General features: G+C 41.3%; 19 protein-coding genes, 2 tRNA genes and 1 riboswitch. Of the genes, 10 read left to right on the forward strand and 11 right to left on the reverse strand.

Going from position 1 to position 18,069, the window contains the following annotated elements; all coding sequences use genetic code 11:
• Nucleotides 1-153: 153 nt before the first annotated feature.
• Nucleotides 154-263, reverse strand: a riboswitch (SAM riboswitch).
• Nucleotides 264-396: 133 nt separating this feature from the next.
• From BLS28_RS23825 to murQ, 3 genes are all read right to left on the reverse strand, one after another.
• Nucleotides 397-1,128 (reverse strand): Bax inhibitor-1/YccA family protein, encoded by a 732-nt coding sequence (locus tag BLS28_RS23825; protein WP_091173427.1) that lies wholly within the window; start codon nt 1,126-1,128, stop codon nt 397-399.
• Nucleotides 1,129-1,275: 147 nt separating this feature from the next.
• The gene (locus BLS28_RS23830) at nt 1,276-1,842 is read right to left on the reverse strand and encodes a hypothetical protein (RefSeq protein WP_091173431.1); all 567 of its coding nucleotides are present in this window, start codon (nt 1,840-1,842) and stop codon (nt 1,276-1,278) included.
• A gap of 102 nt (nt 1,843-1,944) precedes the next feature.
• Nucleotides 1,945-2,754 (reverse strand): N-acetylmuramic acid 6-phosphate etherase, encoded by an 810-nt coding sequence (gene murQ, locus BLS28_RS23835; protein ID WP_091173434.1) that lies wholly within the window; start codon nt 2,752-2,754, stop codon nt 1,945-1,947.
• Between the two features lie 108 nt (nt 2,755-2,862).
• Here murQ and BLS28_RS23840 point away from each other — a divergent pair, with 108 nt between their 5' ends.
• Nucleotides 2,863-4,449, forward strand: coding sequence for a S41 family peptidase (locus BLS28_RS23840; RefSeq protein ID WP_091173438.1), 1,587 nt, complete (start codon nt 2,863-2,865; stop codon nt 4,447-4,449).
• A gap of 184 nt (nt 4,450-4,633) precedes the next feature.
• Here the strand turns inward: BLS28_RS23840 and BLS28_RS23845 are convergent, their stop codons facing one another.
• The 4 genes from BLS28_RS23845 to era all read right to left on the reverse strand — a co-directional run bounded on the left by BLS28_RS23845 (nt 4,634) and on the right by era (nt 8,922).
• Nucleotides 4,634-5,548, reverse strand: a complete 915-nt coding sequence (locus BLS28_RS23845) for an NAD(P)/FAD-dependent oxidoreductase (protein WP_091173442.1) — start codon at nt 5,546-5,548, stop codon at nt 4,634-4,636.
• A gap of 132 nt (nt 5,549-5,680) precedes the next feature.
• The gene (locus BLS28_RS23850) at nt 5,681-6,352 is read right to left on the reverse strand and encodes a hypothetical protein (protein ID WP_091173445.1); all 672 of its coding nucleotides are present in this window, start codon (nt 6,350-6,352) and stop codon (nt 5,681-5,683) included.
• Between the two features lie 231 nt (nt 6,353-6,583).
• The gene (gene der, locus BLS28_RS23855; protein WP_091173447.1) at nt 6,584-7,885 is read right to left on the reverse strand and encodes a ribosome biogenesis GTPase Der; all 1,302 of its coding nucleotides are present in this window, start codon (nt 7,883-7,885) and stop codon (nt 6,584-6,586) included.
• A 161-nt stretch (nt 7,886-8,046) separates the two neighbouring features.
• Nucleotides 8,047-8,922, reverse strand: a complete 876-nt coding sequence (gene era / locus BLS28_RS23860; RefSeq protein WP_090533711.1) for a GTPase Era — start codon at nt 8,920-8,922, stop codon at nt 8,047-8,049.
• 148 nt (nt 8,923-9,070) lie between these two features.
• Here era and BLS28_RS23865 point away from each other — a divergent pair.
• The 3 genes from BLS28_RS23865 to darG all read left to right on the forward strand — a co-directional run bounded on the left by BLS28_RS23865 (nt 9,071) and on the right by darG (nt 10,913).
• Nucleotides 9,071-9,143, forward strand: a tRNA-Met gene (locus BLS28_RS23865).
• Between the two features lie 129 nt (nt 9,144-9,272).
• Complete coding sequence (darT, locus tag BLS28_RS23870; RefSeq protein ID WP_091173454.1) at nt 9,273-9,875, forward strand: type II toxin-antitoxin system toxin DNA ADP-ribosyl transferase DarT; 603 nt, start codon at nt 9,273-9,275, stop codon at nt 9,873-9,875.
• A gap of 3 nt (nt 9,876-9,878) precedes the next feature.
• Nucleotides 9,879-10,913 carry a type II toxin-antitoxin system antitoxin DNA ADP-ribosyl glycohydrolase DarG gene (gene darG, locus BLS28_RS23875; protein ID WP_091173456.1) on the forward strand — a complete coding sequence of 345 codons (1,035 nt, stop codon included), beginning with the start codon at nt 9,879-9,881 and terminating at the stop codon, nt 10,911-10,913.
• A gap of 15 nt (nt 10,914-10,928) precedes the next feature.
• On the opposite strand, the gene BLS28_RS31640 is transcribed toward darG, so the two are convergent.
• Nucleotides 10,929-11,123, reverse strand: coding sequence for a DUF4986 domain-containing protein (locus BLS28_RS31640; protein WP_091173460.1), 195 nt, complete (start codon nt 11,121-11,123; stop codon nt 10,929-10,931).
• A 225-nt stretch (nt 11,124-11,348) separates the two neighbouring features.
• Between BLS28_RS31640 and BLS28_RS23885 the strand changes: the two genes are divergently transcribed.
• Entirely contained in the window at nt 11,349-11,939 is a 591-nt protein-coding gene (locus BLS28_RS23885) for a C40 family peptidase (RefSeq protein WP_176844548.1), read from the forward strand.
• Nucleotides 11,940-12,137: 198 nt separating this feature from the next.
• Here BLS28_RS23885 and BLS28_RS23890 read toward each other — a convergent pair whose 3' ends face one another.
• Both BLS28_RS23890 and BLS28_RS23895 read right to left on the reverse strand, forming a co-directional pair.
• The gene (locus tag BLS28_RS23890; protein ID WP_091173467.1) at nt 12,138-12,551 is read right to left on the reverse strand and encodes a hypothetical protein; all 414 of its coding nucleotides are present in this window, start codon (nt 12,549-12,551) and stop codon (nt 12,138-12,140) included.
• Nucleotides 12,548-13,105: an RNA polymerase sigma factor gene (locus BLS28_RS23895; RefSeq protein ID WP_091173470.1), complete on the reverse strand. Its 558-nt coding sequence runs from the start codon at nt 13,103-13,105 to the stop codon at nt 12,548-12,550. The genes BLS28_RS23890 and BLS28_RS23895 overlap by 4 nt, the downstream gene beginning before the upstream one ends.
• A gap of 125 nt (nt 13,106-13,230) precedes the next feature.
• Here BLS28_RS23895 and BLS28_RS23900 point away from each other — a divergent pair, with 125 nt between their 5' ends.
• Nucleotides 13,231-13,563, forward strand: coding sequence for a DUF6249 domain-containing protein (locus BLS28_RS23900; RefSeq protein WP_091173474.1), 333 nt, complete (start codon nt 13,231-13,233; stop codon nt 13,561-13,563).
• Nucleotides 13,564-13,574: 11 nt separating this feature from the next.
• Nucleotides 13,575-15,953 (forward strand): TonB-dependent receptor domain-containing protein, encoded by a 2,379-nt coding sequence (locus BLS28_RS23905; protein WP_091173476.1) that lies wholly within the window; start codon nt 13,575-13,577, stop codon nt 15,951-15,953.
• A 168-nt stretch (nt 15,954-16,121) separates the two neighbouring features.
• Here the strand turns inward: BLS28_RS23905 and BLS28_RS23910 are convergent, their stop codons facing one another.
• Entirely contained in the window at nt 16,122-16,535 is a 414-nt protein-coding gene (locus BLS28_RS23910) for a nuclear transport factor 2 family protein (protein ID WP_091173479.1), read from the reverse strand.
• 220 nt (nt 16,536-16,755) lie between these two features.
• On the opposite strand from BLS28_RS23910, the gene BLS28_RS23915 reads away from it, so the two are divergent.
• The 3 genes from BLS28_RS23915 (at nt 16,756) to BLS28_RS23925 (ending at nt 18,022) form a co-directional block, all read left to right on the forward strand.
• Nucleotides 16,756-16,831 (forward strand) — tRNA-Met (locus tag BLS28_RS23915).
• A 161-nt stretch (nt 16,832-16,992) separates the two neighbouring features.
• Nucleotides 16,993-17,427, forward strand: a complete 435-nt coding sequence (locus BLS28_RS23920; protein ID WP_218134504.1) for an EthD family reductase — start codon at nt 16,993-16,995, stop codon at nt 17,425-17,427.
• A gap of 316 nt (nt 17,428-17,743) precedes the next feature.
• Entirely contained in the window at nt 17,744-18,022 is a 279-nt protein-coding gene (locus tag BLS28_RS23925; RefSeq protein ID WP_091173485.1) for a hypothetical protein, read from the forward strand.
• Nucleotides 18,023-18,069 lie beyond the last annotated feature (47 nt).

The raw sequence follows: 18,069 nt of genomic DNA on the forward strand, positions 1-18,069 counted from the left end.
CTTTGCCAGATCCTTAAATCTTTAATCCCATATATCTGATAAAAAGACACTAAACAGGCAATTGGAAAAAGCAGATGCTATCTCAAATCTCACGTCTAATATCTCAAATCTAAATACAGCTTATCTCGAAAAGTCGGGTGTTGTTATGACTTTCGCTTATCTGTCCGGGCGCGTAATTGCCGCCTGGTAGAATGTAGCACCTTGTGAAGCACAGGTTGCTAAGACATCGCAGGGTCTAATCCCTCCGTCTTTCTCCATAAGCACTGCAAAGTTGCGCAATAAAGTTATCATTTGCAAGTGTATAACGTACGCTAAATATCATAGCTAAGCCACATTGTTAAACAAAAAAAGCCGCCTTTTGCGGAGGCAGCTTTATGATTGAATTTCTTAATGAGATTATCTTCTTCTGCCGAATAAACGGAGGATCATCAGGAAAAGGTTGATAAAATCAAGATACAAAGTTAAACCGCCTAAAAGGGCCATTTTGCTTGTTGATGACGTGCCATATTCAAGACCGGCTCCTATGCGTTTTAGTTTTTGAACGTCGTAAGCTGTTAGTCCAACAAATACGGCGATGCCAACATAGCTAATGATGTATTCTAACTGGGAGCTATGCATAAACATATTAAATAATGATGCCACAATAATACCAATGAGCCCCATCATCATAATCGATCCAAATTTGGTCAGATCTGTGTTGGTGGTATACCCGGCTACAGCCATTATACCGAAAACAACTGAGGTTGTAATAAATACGCCAAGTACCGAACTTTCTGTAAATACTCTTAGTATATAGCTTAAGCTAATGCCCATAACTGCAGAAAATGCAATGAATAGCAATGCTGCAACACCGTATGATAAACGGTTAAAGCCAAATGATATAATTAGTACGAAAGCGAGCGGTGCAAACATTACAATAGTACCTAAGCCAGTATTGCCACCTGTTGCCGGGTCCCTAAGCATTTCATATAATGCCTGGTTGCCTGAAAATATGAACGCGCATAAAGCCGAAAGGCCCAGTGCGACAAACATCCACATAAATACATTAGCTATGAATTTGCGGGATGCATCCTGTTCATTTAATTGTATTACGTTTTTATAAACGTATTCGGGATCTTTAAATTCCATTTTGTGTTAAAAATTATAGTACGAATATATAAATAAAAGGTGAATGCAGCATGAAGAAAGGTGCAAGACTATTAGAGTCAAGAGGCAAGAAGAAGTCTGGCTACCTGTTGGCGCTTTCCTGGCTCTTGACTTCTTGAATCTTGATTCTCAATTCAATCTCCTCATCAACTGCTCCTCCACTTTTTTGAAAACCTGTATGGGTTTCAGGGTACGCCAGCCAATGCTATCGAGTTCGCCGCCAAAATTGATGTAATAGTCGATATTGCTGTGTTTAAATTCGTCTATCACGTGTTCGCGGAAGTTGATGCCTGCTATCCAGCCGTCCTCTACATCCTGGAACCACTCTTCGTAATAGCAATCATCGCTTGAATGAAAGTTGAGTACGTTTTCGCCGATCAGGATAAAATGAGTGATGCCATTATCTATCATCAGGTCGAGCAGCTCACGCTTCAGCATCATAATGTCGTTATTGATGGCATCATTCCATTCACCTATCAGCTCAATAATTGTGTAGCCTTTATCATAATCGGCAAAAAGCACTTTTAAATAAAGGGTATTGGAGCCGAATGAGTCCCATTGCGGGTGCAGCAGGTAATTGTATACCTGCTTGTCAAATTCAAATTCGCTGTATTCTGTCGCATAAAAAGGCGAAAACTCATCTTCCGATGCCACGTAATCGTCTCTCCAGCGGTAATATGGTTCAATATCGTGCATGTTTTTGATTTCAAATTGTCTGAACCCGAATTTTTTGAATTTGAGAATTTATCGAATACAAGCATCTTCAAATTTCCAAATCAACACATCTTCAAATTCAGTTTATTTTTTTAAATAATGATCAACAGCGCTTCGTACGCTGCCGTATTGTTTCAGTAACCCGGCTGCTTCCTCTTCGTTCAGCCCGGTTTCGTCCATTACCATGCGGGTGCCCCTGTTCACCAATTTGTGGTTGCTTAACTGCATGTCAACCATTCTGTTCCCTTTTACACGGCCAAGCTGGATCATGACACTTGTGCTCAGCATATTTAAAACTAATTTTTGTGCGGTACCGGCCTTCATGCGGGTCGACCCGGTTAAAAACTCAGGGCCTGTTACTACTTCAACCGGGTACTGCGCCACAGCCGCTACCGGGCTGCCGCTGTTACAAACAATACAGCCGGTAACTAAATTATGCTCATTAGCCGTTTTTAAGCCGCCGATCACATACGGTGTAGTGCCCGAAGCGGCTATGCCAACAACTACGTCTTTATCATTAATGTCGAAAGCTTCCAGATCTTTCCAGGCCTGTATAGCATCGTCTTCAGCAAATTCAACAGCTTTGCGGATCGCGCCATCGCCGCCTGCTATCAAGCCCACCACCATATCAAACGGAACGCCGAATGTCGGCGGGCATTCTGATGCATCAACCACGCCTAAACGGCCACTGGTGCCGGCGCCTATGTAAAATAAACGTCCGCCGTTTTTCATCCTTTCTGCGGTGATAGTTGCCAGGGCTTCTATCTGTGGCAATGCCTTTTCCACTGCCAGCGGAACCGTTTTATCCTCGTTATTAATGTTTTCTAAAATTTCCCTTACGGTCTGTTTTTCGAGGTTTTTGTAGTGCGATTCCCTTTCGGTAGTGGTTTCCATTGCTTATTTTCAAATAATTTATAACAAAATTCGGTAAAAATCATCAAATGCAAGGGTGCGGGTAAAAATTATTGACCCTGCAATTGTTAACTTTGTGTGTAATAAGTTATGAAGAGGACCGCGGGTGTAATTTTCCGGACAATAATCCTGCTGCTGGTAGGGGTGATGATAGGCCAGGTGCTTAACAAGGATTTTGCCGCGCGTAACCTTGGCTTCTCCTTTGTGAGTAATAGTAAAATAGCAAAGGTGCTGCAACTGGTTGACCGCAACTATGTTGACAGCGTTAATATCGATAGTATTGAAGGTGTATCGGTAAATAACCTGCTTCAAAACCTTGATCCGCATTCGCTTTATTTACCGCAGCAGCAGGCGCAATCCATTAATGAACGGTTAGACGGTGGTTTTAACGGTATTGGTATCGAATACCAGTTACTGCGTGATACGCTGATCATTACGCAGGTTTATGCCGGCGGTCCGGCCGAAAAAGCAGGCTTACTGGTGGGCAGTAAGGTGATCAATGTTGACGATAAAAAATTTTCGGGGAGCAAGCTAACAGCCTCCCGGATAAATGGTGTTTTCAGGGGTGAAAAGGATGCAGAAATAAAACTGAGTGTTGTGCCTCCGCTGAGCAAAGATTTAAAAATACTTATGGTTAAACGGGGACATGTTGACCTAAGCAGCGTTGATGCCGTCTATATGGCCGATGCTAACACCGGCTATATCAAGATCAGTAAGTTTTCGGCCACTACCGACCTCGATTTCAGAAAGGCGTTAACGGCGCTAAAAGTTGACGGTATGAATAAATTGCTACTCGACCTGAGAGGCAATGGCGGTGGCTACCTTAACGCTGCTACATCATTAGCCGATGAGTTTTTAGCCGATGGAAAGCTGATAGTTTATACTAAAGGTATCCACGAGCCCCGCACTGATTACTTTGCCACCGATTCGGGCATGTTTCAGAAAGGGAAACTTACCGTGCTTATTGATGAATATTCGGCCTCGGCCAGTGAGATTTTAGCAGGGGCCCTGCAGGACCTTGACAGGGCTACTATTGTTGGTCGACGATCATTTGGTAAAGGTTTGGTACAGCAGCAGTTTGCTTTTGACGATGGTTCAGCAGTGAATTTAACAGTGGCCAGGTACTATACCCCTTCGGGCCGCTCTATCCAGAAATCATACAAAAACGGGGTTGACAGTTATCGCAATGAACTTGCCCAGCGTATGCAAAAAGGCGAACTTTTTTCAGAACAAAGCAACCTTAATGATAGTGTTTTTAAAGGTACCCCATCATTCCATACTTCAAGCGGGCGTAAAGTTTTTAGCGGCGGAGGCATTATGCCCGATGTTTTTGTACCGGCGGATACCAGCAAATTCACCCCTCTTATCCAGGACCTGAGCCAGCAGCAATTATTTACCGCTTACGTTGTTGACCGCCAGCAGCAATTACTTAAAAAATATCCGACTGAAGCTGAGTTTTTAACTCAATATGCTGTTAGTAATGACGAGGTAGATAAATTTATACTGTATGCCTCGCAAACCATTAAAGAAATGGATTCGCACGAAGTACAGATCTCAAGGGAGCCTATTAAAACGATCCTCAAAGCCCAGGCGGCCCGCTTTAAATGGGGTGATAACGCCTACTTTAAAGTGATCAACACCGATGATGTGACCTTTAAAAAAGGCTTGGAGCAGTAAGGAGGCTAAACAAAAGATGTCATTTCGAGTGAGTCCGTGAGGGGCATGAGCGCCGGGGCGAAAGAGAAATCTTATACATTATGCTTGTATGGCTGTGCCTGCGTATAAGATTTCTCCTCACTGGCGTAGCGCGATCCCCGCGCTTGTTCGTCGAAATGACAGTAGTTTTTACGCTCTACGTATCCTAATTCTTTTCCGCCAGGAAAATCTCATTAATCAATTCCAAATTTGCCATAACACCTGCCATTGTGCCGCTATTAACCGCATTGGCTATGGAGCGAATGCCCGAAGCGCTGTCGCCGGCGGCGTAAACGCCGGGTACCGTTGTTTTTTGCTGTGCATCAACCTGGATGTGGCCCTGATCGGTAAATGAGCAGCCTAATTGTAATGCAATATCACTGTGTTGCACAAATGGGAGCCTCGCATATAATGCTTTAAGTTTTATTTCGGAGCCGTTTTGCAAATGGATGGTAGTTATCTGGCCGTCATGATGATCAAACGCTGCTATTTCCCCCTCAATAATTTGTATATTATTATGACTGATAATGGATTGCTGACCTTCGTTTAAAGTTGATTTTCCGTTAGTGAACAGGATGAGATCTTTGGTCCAGTTTGAAATAAGTTTAGCCAGCTCAAAAGCCATTTCGCCATTAGCAAATATGCCTGTAGGCTGATAGCCGTATTCATAACCATGGCAATAGGGGCAATGAATAATCGATATTCCCCAGCATTCGGCAAAGCCGGGAATGTCAGGCATTTGATCTTTAATACCGGCAGCAAGGATAATTTTCTTTGCGCTGAATGTTTCACCGGATATTGTACTAACCTCAAAGCCCTTAGTTATTGGTGTACATTGAGTGGCCTCGCTATGGAGCAGCGTGATAGTTGGGTATTTTAAAGTTTGTTCACGGGCAATAGTCAAAATCTCGTGCGGGGTTTGACCATCGCGGGTAAAAAAGTTGTGTGAGTGTGGCGTTTGGCGGTTGCAGGGCATGCCACTATCAATAATTAATACTTTACGCATGGCACGGCCCAAAGCCATGCCTGCAGATAAACCGGCGCTGCTGCCGCCGATAATGATCACATCAAAATCCTTCATATGATATTGCGGTTAATTATGGATAAAGGTAAATGACAAAAACACAAAATGCAACCATGTTGCATTTTGTGTTTTTAAACTGACAAAGTAGAATGGCCGGCTGGCTAAAGAAATGCCAATTGCGCCGGTATTTTATTTTTTATTGGTTTTGTTCAGTGTTAATAATCCGTTGAAATAGGATAATAGTTTTCGGTTATCATCCTGAATGTAGGCCACCGGATAATCGTAATTCATAAAAGTAACCTTCCATACTTTGGCAAAATGAGGCTGATCAGGCGTATCCGGCGTTAGGTTGTAATACCCGAACTCCGCATTAAGGCATGATGATTCATTAACGCGGTTATCAATGGTATAGCCATCTTTTTTAAAAGCATCAATAAAAATTTTACGTATTTGGAGCAGCGGAGCCGTTGCTGTAGTATTTAGGCTAAGTGTGCCATAGCGCCGGCCAATGGTAGTTGAAAAAACCTCGTTCCTAAAATGATAGCCTATTCCCGAATTAAAGATGGGTAAACCTTTGCTTTCTTCATAGGCTATAACATGCTGGTAGATATTAAGCGGACCATTATTGCTTATGCTATCGTTTAAAATAACTCTATATATTACCAGGCCGTTAACCGGGATATTATTTTTTTGCAGGAGCGTAATAGCTGTTGCCAGTTCAACTCTATTGCTGTCGCTATAATCACGTTTAACGCGACTGATGCAGCCATTATCTTCTCCGCCGGTAGATGATAGCTCGCCTTTTTTGCATGCAGTAAAAGCGGCCAGTACTATTAGTACTAAACAGTAAAACTTTTTCATGAAGTGTAAAGTATTGAGGTTTAGCAGTATTACGGAGAGGGGGATGGAAACGTAACAACCAGGGGGTAAAAAACGTCATTGCGAGGGACGAAGCAATCGCGGACTATGCAGGGCGTACCTTCGAATAGGGGATTGCTTCGTTCCTCGCAATGACGCGGTGGTGAACCTTTGAAAGTCTGGATTTGATAGATCAAATTCAAGGTAATCCTCAAATCCTAAAAATCAAGGTTCTTATTTCTGCCTGAACCATACCTGCACCGGCGCGCCCGAAAAATCAAAGTTTTCCCTTAGTTTATTTTCGATAAACCGATAGTAAGGCTCCTTTACATATTGCGGCAAATTGCAGAAAAACGCAAACATTGGCGAAGTGCCGGCAATTTGGGTAATGTATTTTATTTTAACGTATTTACCTTTAATTGATGGTGGCGGGTAGTTTTCGATAATTGGCAGCATTACCTCGTTTAGTTTTGAAGTAGGGATCTTACGGGCGCGGTTCTGGTAAACCTGGTTGGCTACATCGATCACCTTTAATACCCTTTGCTTTTCGGTAACTGAGGTAAATACAATAGGCACATCGGTAAAGGGGGCTATCTTATCGCGGATCTGCTCTTCAAAAACCTTGATGGTTTTGCTGTTCTTCTCAATCAAATCCCATTTATTCACCACAATTACTACGCCTTTTTTGTTCTTTTCGGCCAGGTGAAAGATATTGATGTCCTGCGATTCAAAGCCTTCAACCGCATCAATCATCAGGATAATTACATCGGCTTCTTCCAGTGCTTTGATGGTACGCATTACCGAGTAAAACTCAATGTTTTCCTTAACCTTGGTTTTTTTACGCATCCCGGCTGTATCTATCAGCATAAAATCATGACCATACTGGTTATAATGGATATGGATAGAGTCGCGGGTGGTACCGGCAATAGGGGTAACTATGTTACGGTCTTTACCGATAAGTGCGTTAATGATAGATGATTTACCCACGTTGGGGCGACCGACAATAGCATATTTAGGGCGGGTGTTTTCTTCCAGTACTTCGTCTTCAAAGTGTTTTACCACTTCGTCGAGCAATTCGCCGGTACCTGAGCCGGTCATTGATGAAATGCTGTAGATTTCGCCAAGGCCGAAGCTGTAAAACACCATAGCATCGGCAACCTGGTTGTTATTGTCCAGCTTGTTTACTACCACAAAAACAGGTTTATTGCTTTTGCGCAGGCGGTTGGCAATCTCATCATCCAAATCTGTGATGCCGGTTGTAACATCAACAACAAAAAGGATTACCGAAGCTTCTTCAATGGCAATGTCAACCTGCTCACGGATGGCGGTTTCAAAAACATCGTCTGAATTGGCTACATAGCCGCCTGTATCAATAACGGTAAAATTGTGGTTAAGCCACTCGGCAACGCCGTAATGCCTGTCGCGCGTGACACCGCTAAAGTCATCAACAATGGCCTTGCGACTTTCGGTTAAACGGTTATATAATGTTGATTTGCCTACGTTGGGCCTGCCCACAATGGCTACTATGTTACTCATGCTTTTTTATTAAGAGTCAGGATGCAAGAAATCAAGATTCAGGAATACAAATCTATCTAACTTAACAAATGCTTCTACGAAATTTTTAATTTTTATTAATGATAGATCAAGATGTTGGATTATCCTGCATCTTGATTCTAAAAGTCTTGGTTCTGTTCTTTCTATTCGTACCCGAATTGTTTGAGGTAATTCTTTTTGGTACGCCAGTCGGGGATCACTTTTACAAACATCTCCAGGAAAACTTTTTGCTGAAAAAAGTCTTCCATGGCGCGGCGGGCATAGGTGCCGGTAATTTTTAACATTTCGCCGCCTTTGCCTATGATGATGTTCTTTTGCGATTCGCGCTCAACAATAATTTCTGCGCTGATACGGTAAAGCTTTTCGCCCTCAATAAAGGCGGTTACAATAACCTCGGTGCTGTACGGAATTTCTTTTTTGTATTGTTTAAACACCTGTTCGCGGATCATTTCTGAAGCGAAAAAGCGGTCGTTACGGTCGGTTAGCGCATCTTTTTCGTAATAAGCGGCATGCTCCGGCAGGTTTTCGATCACGAAATCCATAATGGCCTTAATGTTGTGCCCATGCAATGCCGATATCGCGAAGATGGCTTTAGGGTTTAATTTCTCCTGCCAAAATTCGACCTTCTTTTTTACGGTTTCTTCATCGCTTTGGTCAATTTTGTTGATGAGTACGGCAAGAGGCGCTGATGAACGTTCCAGTTTTTTAAGAACGTCTGCTTCGTCATATTCTTCATAAATGTCTGTAACCAGCAAAATAAGGTCGGCATCAACAATAGAACCGTCAACCTGGTGCATCATGCTTTCGTGCAGGGCGTAGTGCGGTTTGATAACACCAGGGGTGTCCGAAAACACGATCTGGTAGTTTTCGTCATTCACAATACCCAAAATGCGGTGGCGTGTAGTCTGCGCTTTAGGGGTGATGATGGACATTTTTTCGCCCACCAGCGCGTTCATAAGGGTTGATTTCCCTGCGTTGGGTTTACCTATTATACTTACAAAACCTGCCTGATGAGCCATAAAAAAATAATTAAAAATATATTTGGACTGCAAAGAAACGAATTATATCTTTGCAGTCCAATTAAAACGGAGTGCAAATTTGCATTTTGATAATTGGAAGCACCTTTCCGGGGTTATGGCCGGATCTCAAATATATAGCACAATACAGTGCGGGATGGAGCAGTTGGTAGCTCGTCGGGCTCATAACCCGAAGGTCGTAGGTTCGAGTCCTGCTCCCGCTACGAAGAAAATGAAAAGCCTCAAGTTGAAAAATTTGAGGCTTTTTGTTTGATGTTCTCTTAATAGAGATGTATTGATTATATTTAACGTTATTTATCTATTGATAACTGAAAAAGATATATTTATACAGGATGACACATGTTGAGAATATACCACATATTCTTAAAAACGGCATTACTCATCAATGGTCGGCCAATAGCAATAAAGATTACGTCCCTATTGGATCCGGAAGTTTAATATCAAAGAGGGAAAGTTTTATATTACCAAATGGCGAAGCACTTGGGCGTTACATCCCTTTTTACTTCGGTGCGCGGATGCCAATGCTATATGTAATTAAGCAAGGGGCCAATAGCATATATTATAACATGCGACCGGTATCTACAGAAGATATTGTTTATTGTATTACAAGTGTTGAGCAGATAAGGGTTCATAATTTGAGGTTTGTTTTTTCAAACGGGCATGCAGTAAGCGATCTGACTGATTTTTTTTACGAAGCAGATATAGATGATATTCTTAATATAATTGATCTTTCAGCAATAAACGCACAATATTGGGTTGATTACAATGATCTTGATTTGAAAAGAAGAAAAGAGGCCGAGTTTTTGGTCATAGACGATATACCTGCAAGTGCAATATTAGGGTTTGCAGTTTATAATAAAAATGCCAAACAAAAACTTTTGGCATTTGATATTAGTGAAAGTAAAATTGTTATCAAACCTGATTACTATTTTTAACAGATGATTACATACATTGAAGGGAATATATTAGAAAGTAGGGTTGACGCTTTGGTGAATACCGTAAACACTGTTGGAGTTATGGGGAAAGGATTGGCTCTTCAATTCAAAAAGGAATTTCCTCACAATTTTAAAATCTATCAACAGGCCTGCAAAAATAAAAGTTTTGATATTGGCAATCTAATAGTTACCGAAGAAGAATCGTTGTTGTATGGTAAGAAGATAATAATTGATTTGCCAACTAAAACAGACTGGCGTAAACCATCTGAATATAACTATATAGACACAGGCTTGAAACAGCTGGCATCTGTAATAAACGAAAGGCAGATTAAGTCGATAGCAATACCATCTTTAGGAACAGGGCACGGGGGCTTAGAATGGAATAAAGTTAAGGAATTGATAGAGTCAAACTTAAATGGAATAGAGAGTGATATTCAGGTCTACTTACCTAATGCTGTGATAAAAGAGGCTATGAAAGAGGAGCGCGCTAAATTGACACCTGCCCGGGCTATGTTATTAGCGGTCTTGTTCGACCTTGCTAAAAGCGGGGAATTTGTATCGGAGTTTGCTGCTGAAAAGGTTGCTTATTTTTTGCAGCGCTTTGGGGCAAAAAGCGAGTTTAAACTAACTTTTGAGCCAAATTTCTATGGCCCCTATTCGGGTAAAGTGAGACGTGTGCTTTACTATCTAAACGGAAATTATATCACAGGGTATAGCGCTATGGATAAAAAGCCATTTGAAGAGTTGGGTATTATGATGGACACGGAAGAGGATGTTCTGGCATATCTTAGCCAGGAATCAAACCTCGCTTTTCTTGATATTGTAAACAAAACCAAAAATTTTTTATCCGGGTTTTACTCTGCTTTTGGGTTGGAGCTATTGTCTACTATAGATTTTCTTTCTGTCAAGTTCAAGACCAAAAATTTGGATGAAATATTAAACCGTCTTCACGGTTGGAGCGATAGAAAACGGACACTTTTCTCCAATGAAAAATTTGTTGAACAGGCAATAGCGAAGCTTGAGGGGCATAATTTATAAGGCTTTAACATTTATTTAATTCCCTGCCTCTTTCAAATCTCCCTGGTGCCAGTAGATCATATACCGGGCATCATGTAATTTGTAAAAAGGGATCAGTTCCAAGCCTTTGAACTTAGCCGGACTGATCAGTTCGGGCGCAATGAAAGTTTGTGGTTTTCCGGCTACTGGTTTCAGGTATTTTTCAGGATCAGACTGGTTACTTACCAGTATAGGTGCCTTATTTAACGGATATGTTTTACCTCGGGGCTGCGGTAATTTTCAATGGCTGTTATTTTAACATCCATTTTACGTTTTGATGAAGCAAATGAAATAATAGTATCAGATTCAATCATCTTTTTTACATTTTGATTGCTATCCGTGGAAATTTTTACCTATCATTACAAAATGCATGTTGTAATTGGTTCCAAACTCCTCCTTGTAGCTTGTTTATCACTTATGAAGCCGGCAAAGCCTGCCGTACTTCACGCATCAAAAAAACATAAAGCAAATAAAACGGTAAAATTGCATAGCCATGCGAGGTTGAGGCATCATTATGCCGAAGTTGAGGCCAATTATGAAACCGGCGAAACCACACCCGACGAGCTGGTTGAATTTGCCCAAACCCTGAAAGGCGTTAGGTATCGGTATGGTTCAAGCAACCCGGAAAAAGGTTTTGATTGCTCAGGCTATGTTAATTATGTTTTTACTCATTTCGGCATCTCTATCCCCCGCAGTTCATCGGATTTTGCGCCGGTTAAGGGGATTGATATTAAAGACGCCAAATTTGGCGATCTGATTTTGTTTACCGGAACCCGCAGTCACAATTACCACAGTGCAGGGCATATTGGTATTGTGATATCACAACCTGGTGAACCATTGGTGTTTATCCATTCTACATCGGGTGATGAAAATGGCGTTACTGAAACCGCCATGAATGATCGTTACCAGCGCAGGTATATTAAAACCATCCGTGTGTTTAAGGAAGAGTCTCAACCACAGGAAGAGGACGAAGATGCCGTTCCTGATACGTTAGAAGAAGCCCGTTAATCTTAATGTAGAGACGCATCACATGCGTCTCCCGTTTGCAGGTTACAAAACATTTAAGCCCGCTCTGCGCATTGTGAGATGTGTAACCGCTATTGTGTTTTATTCGATTGATTATCAGTTACTTGATGGTTTGTTTCTGAATTCGTGTTAACCCTGTTAACCCCCATTCCCAATGATGATCTCTACGTTTCCCTGTTCTTAATAACTCCTGTTTACCAATCTCTGATCAATAAAAAGATAGCCCACAAACCCTGCAACCAGTGTTAATAATACCCATTTAAAGCTGATAATTGCATTTAAAAACATATCACCGCTTTCTGGGCTCATTACCGATAGCAACCCATAGGCCAAGGCCAAGCCCGATGCAAATATCCCAAGTGCCAACAAGTTAAAGCGCAGATCGTTTTTACGGTTGATTTGTTCCTGCAGTTTTCTCCTAACGTTAGCGGCAAAACTCATAGGCAGGCCTTCTTTTGGCTCGGTACCCAGTGCGGTAAATAAGTTTTGATAAGCAAGCAGGTCGTTCTTATCTTCTTCCGAAAGTGTTTTGTTATCGGGAACTAAACCGTTGTTCAATAGTTCCTGTAATTCGTCGTCATCCAGCTCTTTCATATATTTTCTTTCTTAAGGTCTTTTTCAATTTTCTCTTTCAATAATTTCCGCGCCCTGAAAAGATGGCTTTTCACTGTTCCTTCCGGGATGCCCGTGATCTCTTCGATCTCAGCACATGAAAACTCATTTAGGTGGTACAGCGTTAACACTGTTTTATATTGATGCGGCATTTGCTCAATAAGCAGGTTAACATAAGCTGCGGTATTTTTTTTTATCAGTTCCTGTTCGGGGTTTTTATCTGTAAAATGATGATTATCAATATTTTCTGGATATTCGGCAGGGGGATTGTTCTTGTTCTTTTTAAAATAGTTTACAGCGGTTAAGTAGGCTATACGTGCTATCCAGGTTGATAGTTTCGACTGAAACTCAAACCGGTGCAGGTTTTGGTGAATCTTAATGAAAACTTCCTGGCATATATCCTCCTTGTTTTGCTGGTCTTGCACCAGCCGGTTTATCACAAAGAAAACCAGCTTTTCGTACTGCTTTACCAGCAGTTCAAAAGCCCGGAGATCTTTATTTAATATTCTGGATACAACCTCGTGTTCATTAAACATATTACAGTAGTCAATATATAAGGTTTAGCGGTTGCAAAAAAAGAATAAAAAAATATTTTAAAATAATTGCAACCGCGGTACAGCATGTGTTGACTACTGTAGCAAATGCTTAAACAAACAAGATCATGAAACAGTTAATGCCATTCATCGTAATCATTGTATTCTTTATACTGATAGCCATATTCATACTTGCCCTTTATAATTACATGCTGAAAAAACGCATTATTAAATCGGGGCCGCTGGATGAGAACAGCGTGAAATTTCTGGCCCAGTTAAACTCAGGCAACGAGGCCTTAAAATGGGGGCTCATCCTCCTTTGCGCCGGTATAGGTTTTATAGTAATGCAATTCATCCCCTACAGTGCCGAAGATTCGCCCGTTCCTTACGGAGTTGAAATGATCTTTATCTCAGCCGGCTTTCTAATCTATTACCTGCTGCTTCGCCGCCGTAAGGATTAAATAATTAGCCTGTGTTAATCACTTATAACCTCAATAGTTATAGCCAAACCGCGGTGCAGGTAAAAGGAGATATTGCTGATTCGGTAACTAAAGCGCCTTTGCCATTGATAACCGTACGACTAAAGAATGCTGCCAATGAAACCATTATGGTTGCTGTTACTAAAGACGATGGCTCCTTCAGTTTTGCTTCGGTACAACCGTCAAACTATTCGCTGTCTATTAACGCTATTGGCTACAGTTCAAAAACAATACCCCTCGATCTTACACATCAGCAGCAAACACTGGTGCTAAAACCGGTTTATCTAAGTGATGTAATGACCAATCTGAAAGAGGTTGCCATAACCGCCGAAAGACCGATTATCAGGCAAAAGGCCGACAGAATAATTTACGACCTGAAGGCGGATCCTGAAAGTAAGGGAAATAATGTACTAAGCATGATGAGGAAAATTCCTTACCTGTCATTAGATGGGGATGATAATTTACTGCTCAAAGGAAATTCAAGCTTTAAAGTGCTTATTAACGGTAAGCCCTCCGGCAGCTTGGAAAGCAACCTTAAAGCCGTTTTAAAAAGCATCCCGGCATCAACCATTGAGCGGATTGAGGTGATCACCACACCGCCATCAAAATATGATGCCGAAGGTTTGGCGGGCATCATTAACATCATCACCAGCAAAAAAGTCAACGATGGTATCAATGGTTCTGTAAATATCAATGAAAGCTTGCCTACAGGTGGCCCCGGCATTGGAGGTTCTGTTACGGCTAAAAAAGGCAAGTTCGGTGTTTCTGCTTTTGGCGGTGGCAGCATCAACAATTCGCCGCAAACCTATAATATCAACAAGCGTGTTGATACTGCCGGTACAACACTGGCGCAAACAGGTTATCAACGTTCAAATAATAAAACCGCTTATTTCGGCACCGAATTAAGCCTGCAGATAGATACACTGAATTTATTAACCGCCCAGTTCAATTATAACGGCAGCCGTGCAACCGATCATAACGGGCAGTCGTCCCTGCTAACCGGCGATAGTAAGCCTGAGCAATACCGTTTTCAAAACAATAATAAGGCCACCAGCTATGGCATTGATGCAGGTATCAATTATGAATTGGGCTTTAAAGGAGTTAAAAACAGGCTACTTACATTCTCATACGTGTACAGCAGCAACACAAATAACAAAAATGGCGACGTTCAATTTTTTGACAGGGTAAATTTCCCGGGCCCCAATTTTCAACAAAGCGATAAACAAAAATTTAAAGAACACACTGTACAAGTTGATTTTGTTACCCCAGTAAATAAAATGACCATTGATGCCGGCATTAAAGCTATATTCAGGAATAACAGCAGCGATTTTAGCTATAGCTCATTAAATGAAACAACTGGTTTATATGAGCATGATGCAGCGCAGTCAAACGCGTTTACCAATACCCAAAATGTATTTAGCGCTTATAACTCCTATCAATTGGCTTTAAACAGTTGGAACATCAATGCCGGTGTGCGGGTTGAGGAAACCGTGATCCGGGCTGATTTCATGAGTACGGCATCTGTGGCCGATCAAAACTATTTTAACATTGTTCCTTCTGTTTCGGTAAGTAAAAGATTTAAAGACGAAAGCAGTATCAACTTCGGTTTTTCGCAAAGGATCAGGAGGCCGGGAATCAACAGGCTTAACCCTTATGTTGACCGCTCAAACCCTAATTATGAAGTTACCGGTAACCCAAACCTGAGACCTGTTTTATTGAACGATATCCAGCTTGGGTATGGCAGCAATAAAAAATTATCAGTAAACATCGGGCTCGACTATTCGTTCATGAACAATCTCGATTTGCAGGTAGTTAATTTTGACCGGGCTACCCAGGTTACACAAGTTACCTATGCTAATACAGGCAAGGCCAGCAGTGCGGGCGTTAATTTTAACCTTAGTTACCCTGTGACTAAAATTTACAACGTAAGCCTCAATGGTAATATGATGTACTTGTGGCTGCAAGGCCAGGCCGACGGAAAAGTAGTGAATAATAACCTGCTGATGTATGGGGCCACGCTATCAAACGTAGTACGCCTGAACCATGGCTGGGCCCTGAATGCCGATTTGGGTATAAATAGCCGCAACCCTACGGGTTTACAGGGGTACACCAACGGCTTTTTTTACAGCGCGTTCAATTTCAACAAGGATATTGTAAAAAATAAGTTCAGTATCTCTGGGGGGATCAAAAATCCATTTACCAAATACCGTAACAGTGTAAGCAAAAAATTTGGTCCTCAGTTTAATCAAACCTACCAAAGCATGAACTATTACAGGTCATTCAGCATCAGCCTGAACTACAATTTTGGAGGCTTAAAAGACAGGATCAATAAAAACAAAACAGGGATTGAAAATAATGATGTGGCTAATTGATGATAGCGTATCTGATTATTGCAAAGGCCTCAACAATTTTAGTTAAGGCCTTTGTACGTTGATCGAAGCATTTTTGAGGCAATGAATCTAAGAAAAACAGGTTTGGACAACCAAGGAAGATATGGTTAATTGTAATTTTTAAAAAAGGGCCCAGGCTCGTAAGTAGCTTTAAGCTAAGTGTGCCAGCCCGTCAGGAAACATTCCTTTGGCCACTACAACCATATCAAGCGCTTCGCGGATCAGTTTGATCTTGCCATTTTCGGCAACCACGCGCCCCATATAGGTTTGCGGATAAACCCGACCGGTTGAATTGACTATAGCGTCCACATCATATTCGCCAAAGGCCTGATCAGGTGTATCAATATGGATCCTGATGTTTTGAAATTTGAAGTTGCCGAATGTTTTAGGTAGGTTTTTAAGGAAATTATATATTACGTCCCGGCCTTTCCATTGCCAGGGTAAACCTAAACTTGCAAGGTAGGGAAGCTCGAACACTGCGTCGTCGGCAAAAAGTTCAATAGCTGTATCGGGGTTATTGACATGCTCAAGATAGCTGAGCAATAATTCTTTAGCGGTTTTCATTTCTTTGAAATTTTATGATCCTGTCCGTTCATCGGTCAGGGTATCACAAAGGTGCAAAGTACCCAACCGCCACACATTGATTTATAGTAAGAAAGAAATTGACTTATATCAACCAAATTAAAAGGTTAGATTATAGTGTGTTAAGAAATTGTTGACCACATGAGCCAATTTGTGACAAACAGATGTGATAACTTATTGTACATTTGCACTATCAAAACAGTGCGGGATGGAGCAGTTGGTAGCTCGTCGGGCTCATAACCCGAAGGTCATAGGTTCGAGTCCTGTTCCCGCTACCAGAAAAAAGTCAAAAGCCTCAAGTCGAAAGATTTGAGGCTTTTGTTTTTGTCCTATACGCAATCTCGTGGCATGTCCGTTCGTGCGACTTTAAACATTAGTCAGCATAATGTTTTGTGAATAATGGCAATATTTTAATATTTGTGTAATCTGTTAAAATAGAATGCTTTATCATTTAAATAAACCAGTTATGAAATTAAGACTAATTTTATCATTTATCCTTTTAGCCACTTGCTTTACTGCGTTTAGTCAGGAAAAGAAGAACGAAGCTATTGTTGAAAAGGGCTTAGTTAAAATATCAGTCATGTATCCTTATGCTGAAGGTAAAACCTTTAATATGGAATATTATGAAACGAAGCACATGCCGATGGTGGCGCAGCTTTTAGGATCAAATTTGGTTAAATACAGCATTGAAAAAGGGATTGCAAGTGGTATCCCTAACCAACCGCTGCCTTTTATGGCAGTCGGCACTTTTTATGTAAAAAGCCTAAGCGACTATCAAGCCGCTATAGCGCCCAAAAGAGACGCCATCCGTGCGGATTTTGCAAATTATACTAATGTCAGTCCTGTTATTTTGGTAAGTGAGGTGGTGAAGTAAAACGTAATATTTTCATAAAGTGGCGACCAATTCAACGCCTCAACAAATTTTTAAATGTTAGCAGGTAACGTTTGTATGAGAGTTAATACTGCCAAACTAAATAACTATAGTTATGGGATATATCCGGATATGCTGCTTAGCCATGTTTATTATAGGGGTGTTTTTAATAACAATGTATACAGGGGACCGCCGAATACATCCGGTTACAACTAATAAAATACCTCCCGCTGCCGCTATGGTCATTGTTGCAGTAGTTATAGGGCGGAGAAGATAGTTTTTTATTAGTTACTAAACCGGCGTTTACTACCTGCAAATAATGGAAAGCAATAAAATACCGCTAACACTTAATTATCTGGGCGAAAGTCACCGGTTACAAATTGTTCATGGGCAGTATCATAGTTTGATGTCGCTCATAGCAGATTATTTGGCAATCCCGGGATTTGGATTATGTTGCGGAATGGGTAGTTGCGGCACTTGCGTGGTACAAATAGCCTCGCCATATTCACAGGTTAAAAGGAATGTTATGGCATGTGGTATACTGGTGAATGATGAATTGGCTAATATGGTAATTTTAATACCTGATAAAATTTATTAGTATTGTCTATAGTCAGACTTGAATTGGTGTCATGCTGAGTGTTTAAT

The sequence above is a fragment of the Mucilaginibacter gossypii genome (genome assembly GCF_900100945.1).
GTDB classification, from domain to species: domain Bacteria; phylum Bacteroidota; class Bacteroidia; order Sphingobacteriales; family Sphingobacteriaceae; genus Mucilaginibacter; species Mucilaginibacter gossypii.

What these genes read in the sequence shown, in the direction of transcription:
- BLS28_RS23825 (WP_091173427.1), bottom strand. Translation starts at nt 1,128, where the DNA reads ATGGAATTTAAAGATCCCGAATACGTTTATAAAAACGTAATACAATTA.
- BLS28_RS23830 (WP_091173431.1), bottom strand. Translation starts at nt 1,842, where the DNA reads ATGCACGATATTGAACCATATTACCGCTGGAGAGACGATTACGTGGCA.
- murQ (WP_091173434.1), bottom strand. Translation starts at nt 2,754, where the DNA reads ATGGAAACCACTACCGAAAGGGAATCGCACTACAAAAACCTCGAAAAA.
- BLS28_RS23840 (WP_091173438.1), top strand. Translation starts at nt 2,863, where the DNA reads ATGAAGAGGACCGCGGGTGTAATTTTCCGGACAATAATCCTGCTGCTG.
- BLS28_RS23845 (WP_091173442.1), bottom strand. Translation starts at nt 5,548, where the DNA reads ATGAAGGATTTTGATGTGATCATTATCGGCGGCAGCAGCGCCGGTTTA.
- BLS28_RS23850 (WP_091173445.1), bottom strand. Translation starts at nt 6,352, where the DNA reads ATGAAAAAGTTTTACTGTTTAGTACTAATAGTACTGGCCGCTTTTACT.
- der (WP_091173447.1), bottom strand. Translation starts at nt 7,885, where the DNA reads ATGAGTAACATAGTAGCCATTGTGGGCAGGCCCAACGTAGGCAAATCA.
- era (WP_090533711.1), bottom strand. Translation starts at nt 8,922, where the DNA reads ATGGCTCATCAGGCAGGTTTTGTAAGTATAATAGGTAAACCCAACGCA.
- darT (WP_091173454.1), top strand. Translation starts at nt 9,273, where the DNA reads ATGACACATGTTGAGAATATACCACATATTCTTAAAAACGGCATTACT.
- darG (WP_091173456.1), top strand. Translation starts at nt 9,879, where the DNA reads ATGATTACATACATTGAAGGGAATATATTAGAAAGTAGGGTTGACGCT.
- BLS28_RS23885 (WP_176844548.1), top strand. Translation starts at nt 11,349, where the DNA reads ATGAAGCCGGCAAAGCCTGCCGTACTTCACGCATCAAAAAAACATAAA.
- BLS28_RS23890 (WP_091173467.1), bottom strand. Translation starts at nt 12,551, where the DNA reads ATGAAAGAGCTGGATGACGACGAATTACAGGAACTATTGAACAACGGT.
- BLS28_RS23895 (WP_091173470.1), bottom strand. Translation starts at nt 13,105, where the DNA reads ATGTTTAATGAACACGAGGTTGTATCCAGAATATTAAATAAAGATCTC.
- BLS28_RS23900 (WP_091173474.1), top strand. Translation starts at nt 13,231, where the DNA reads ATGAAACAGTTAATGCCATTCATCGTAATCATTGTATTCTTTATACTG.
- BLS28_RS23910 (WP_091173479.1), bottom strand. Translation starts at nt 16,535, where the DNA reads ATGAAAACCGCTAAAGAATTATTGCTCAGCTATCTTGAGCATGTCAAT.
- BLS28_RS23920 (WP_218134504.1), top strand. Translation starts at nt 16,993, where the DNA reads ATGCTTTATCATTTAAATAAACCAGTTATGAAATTAAGACTAATTTTA.
- BLS28_RS23925 (WP_091173485.1), top strand. Translation starts at nt 17,744, where the DNA reads ATGGAAAGCAATAAAATACCGCTAACACTTAATTATCTGGGCGAAAGT.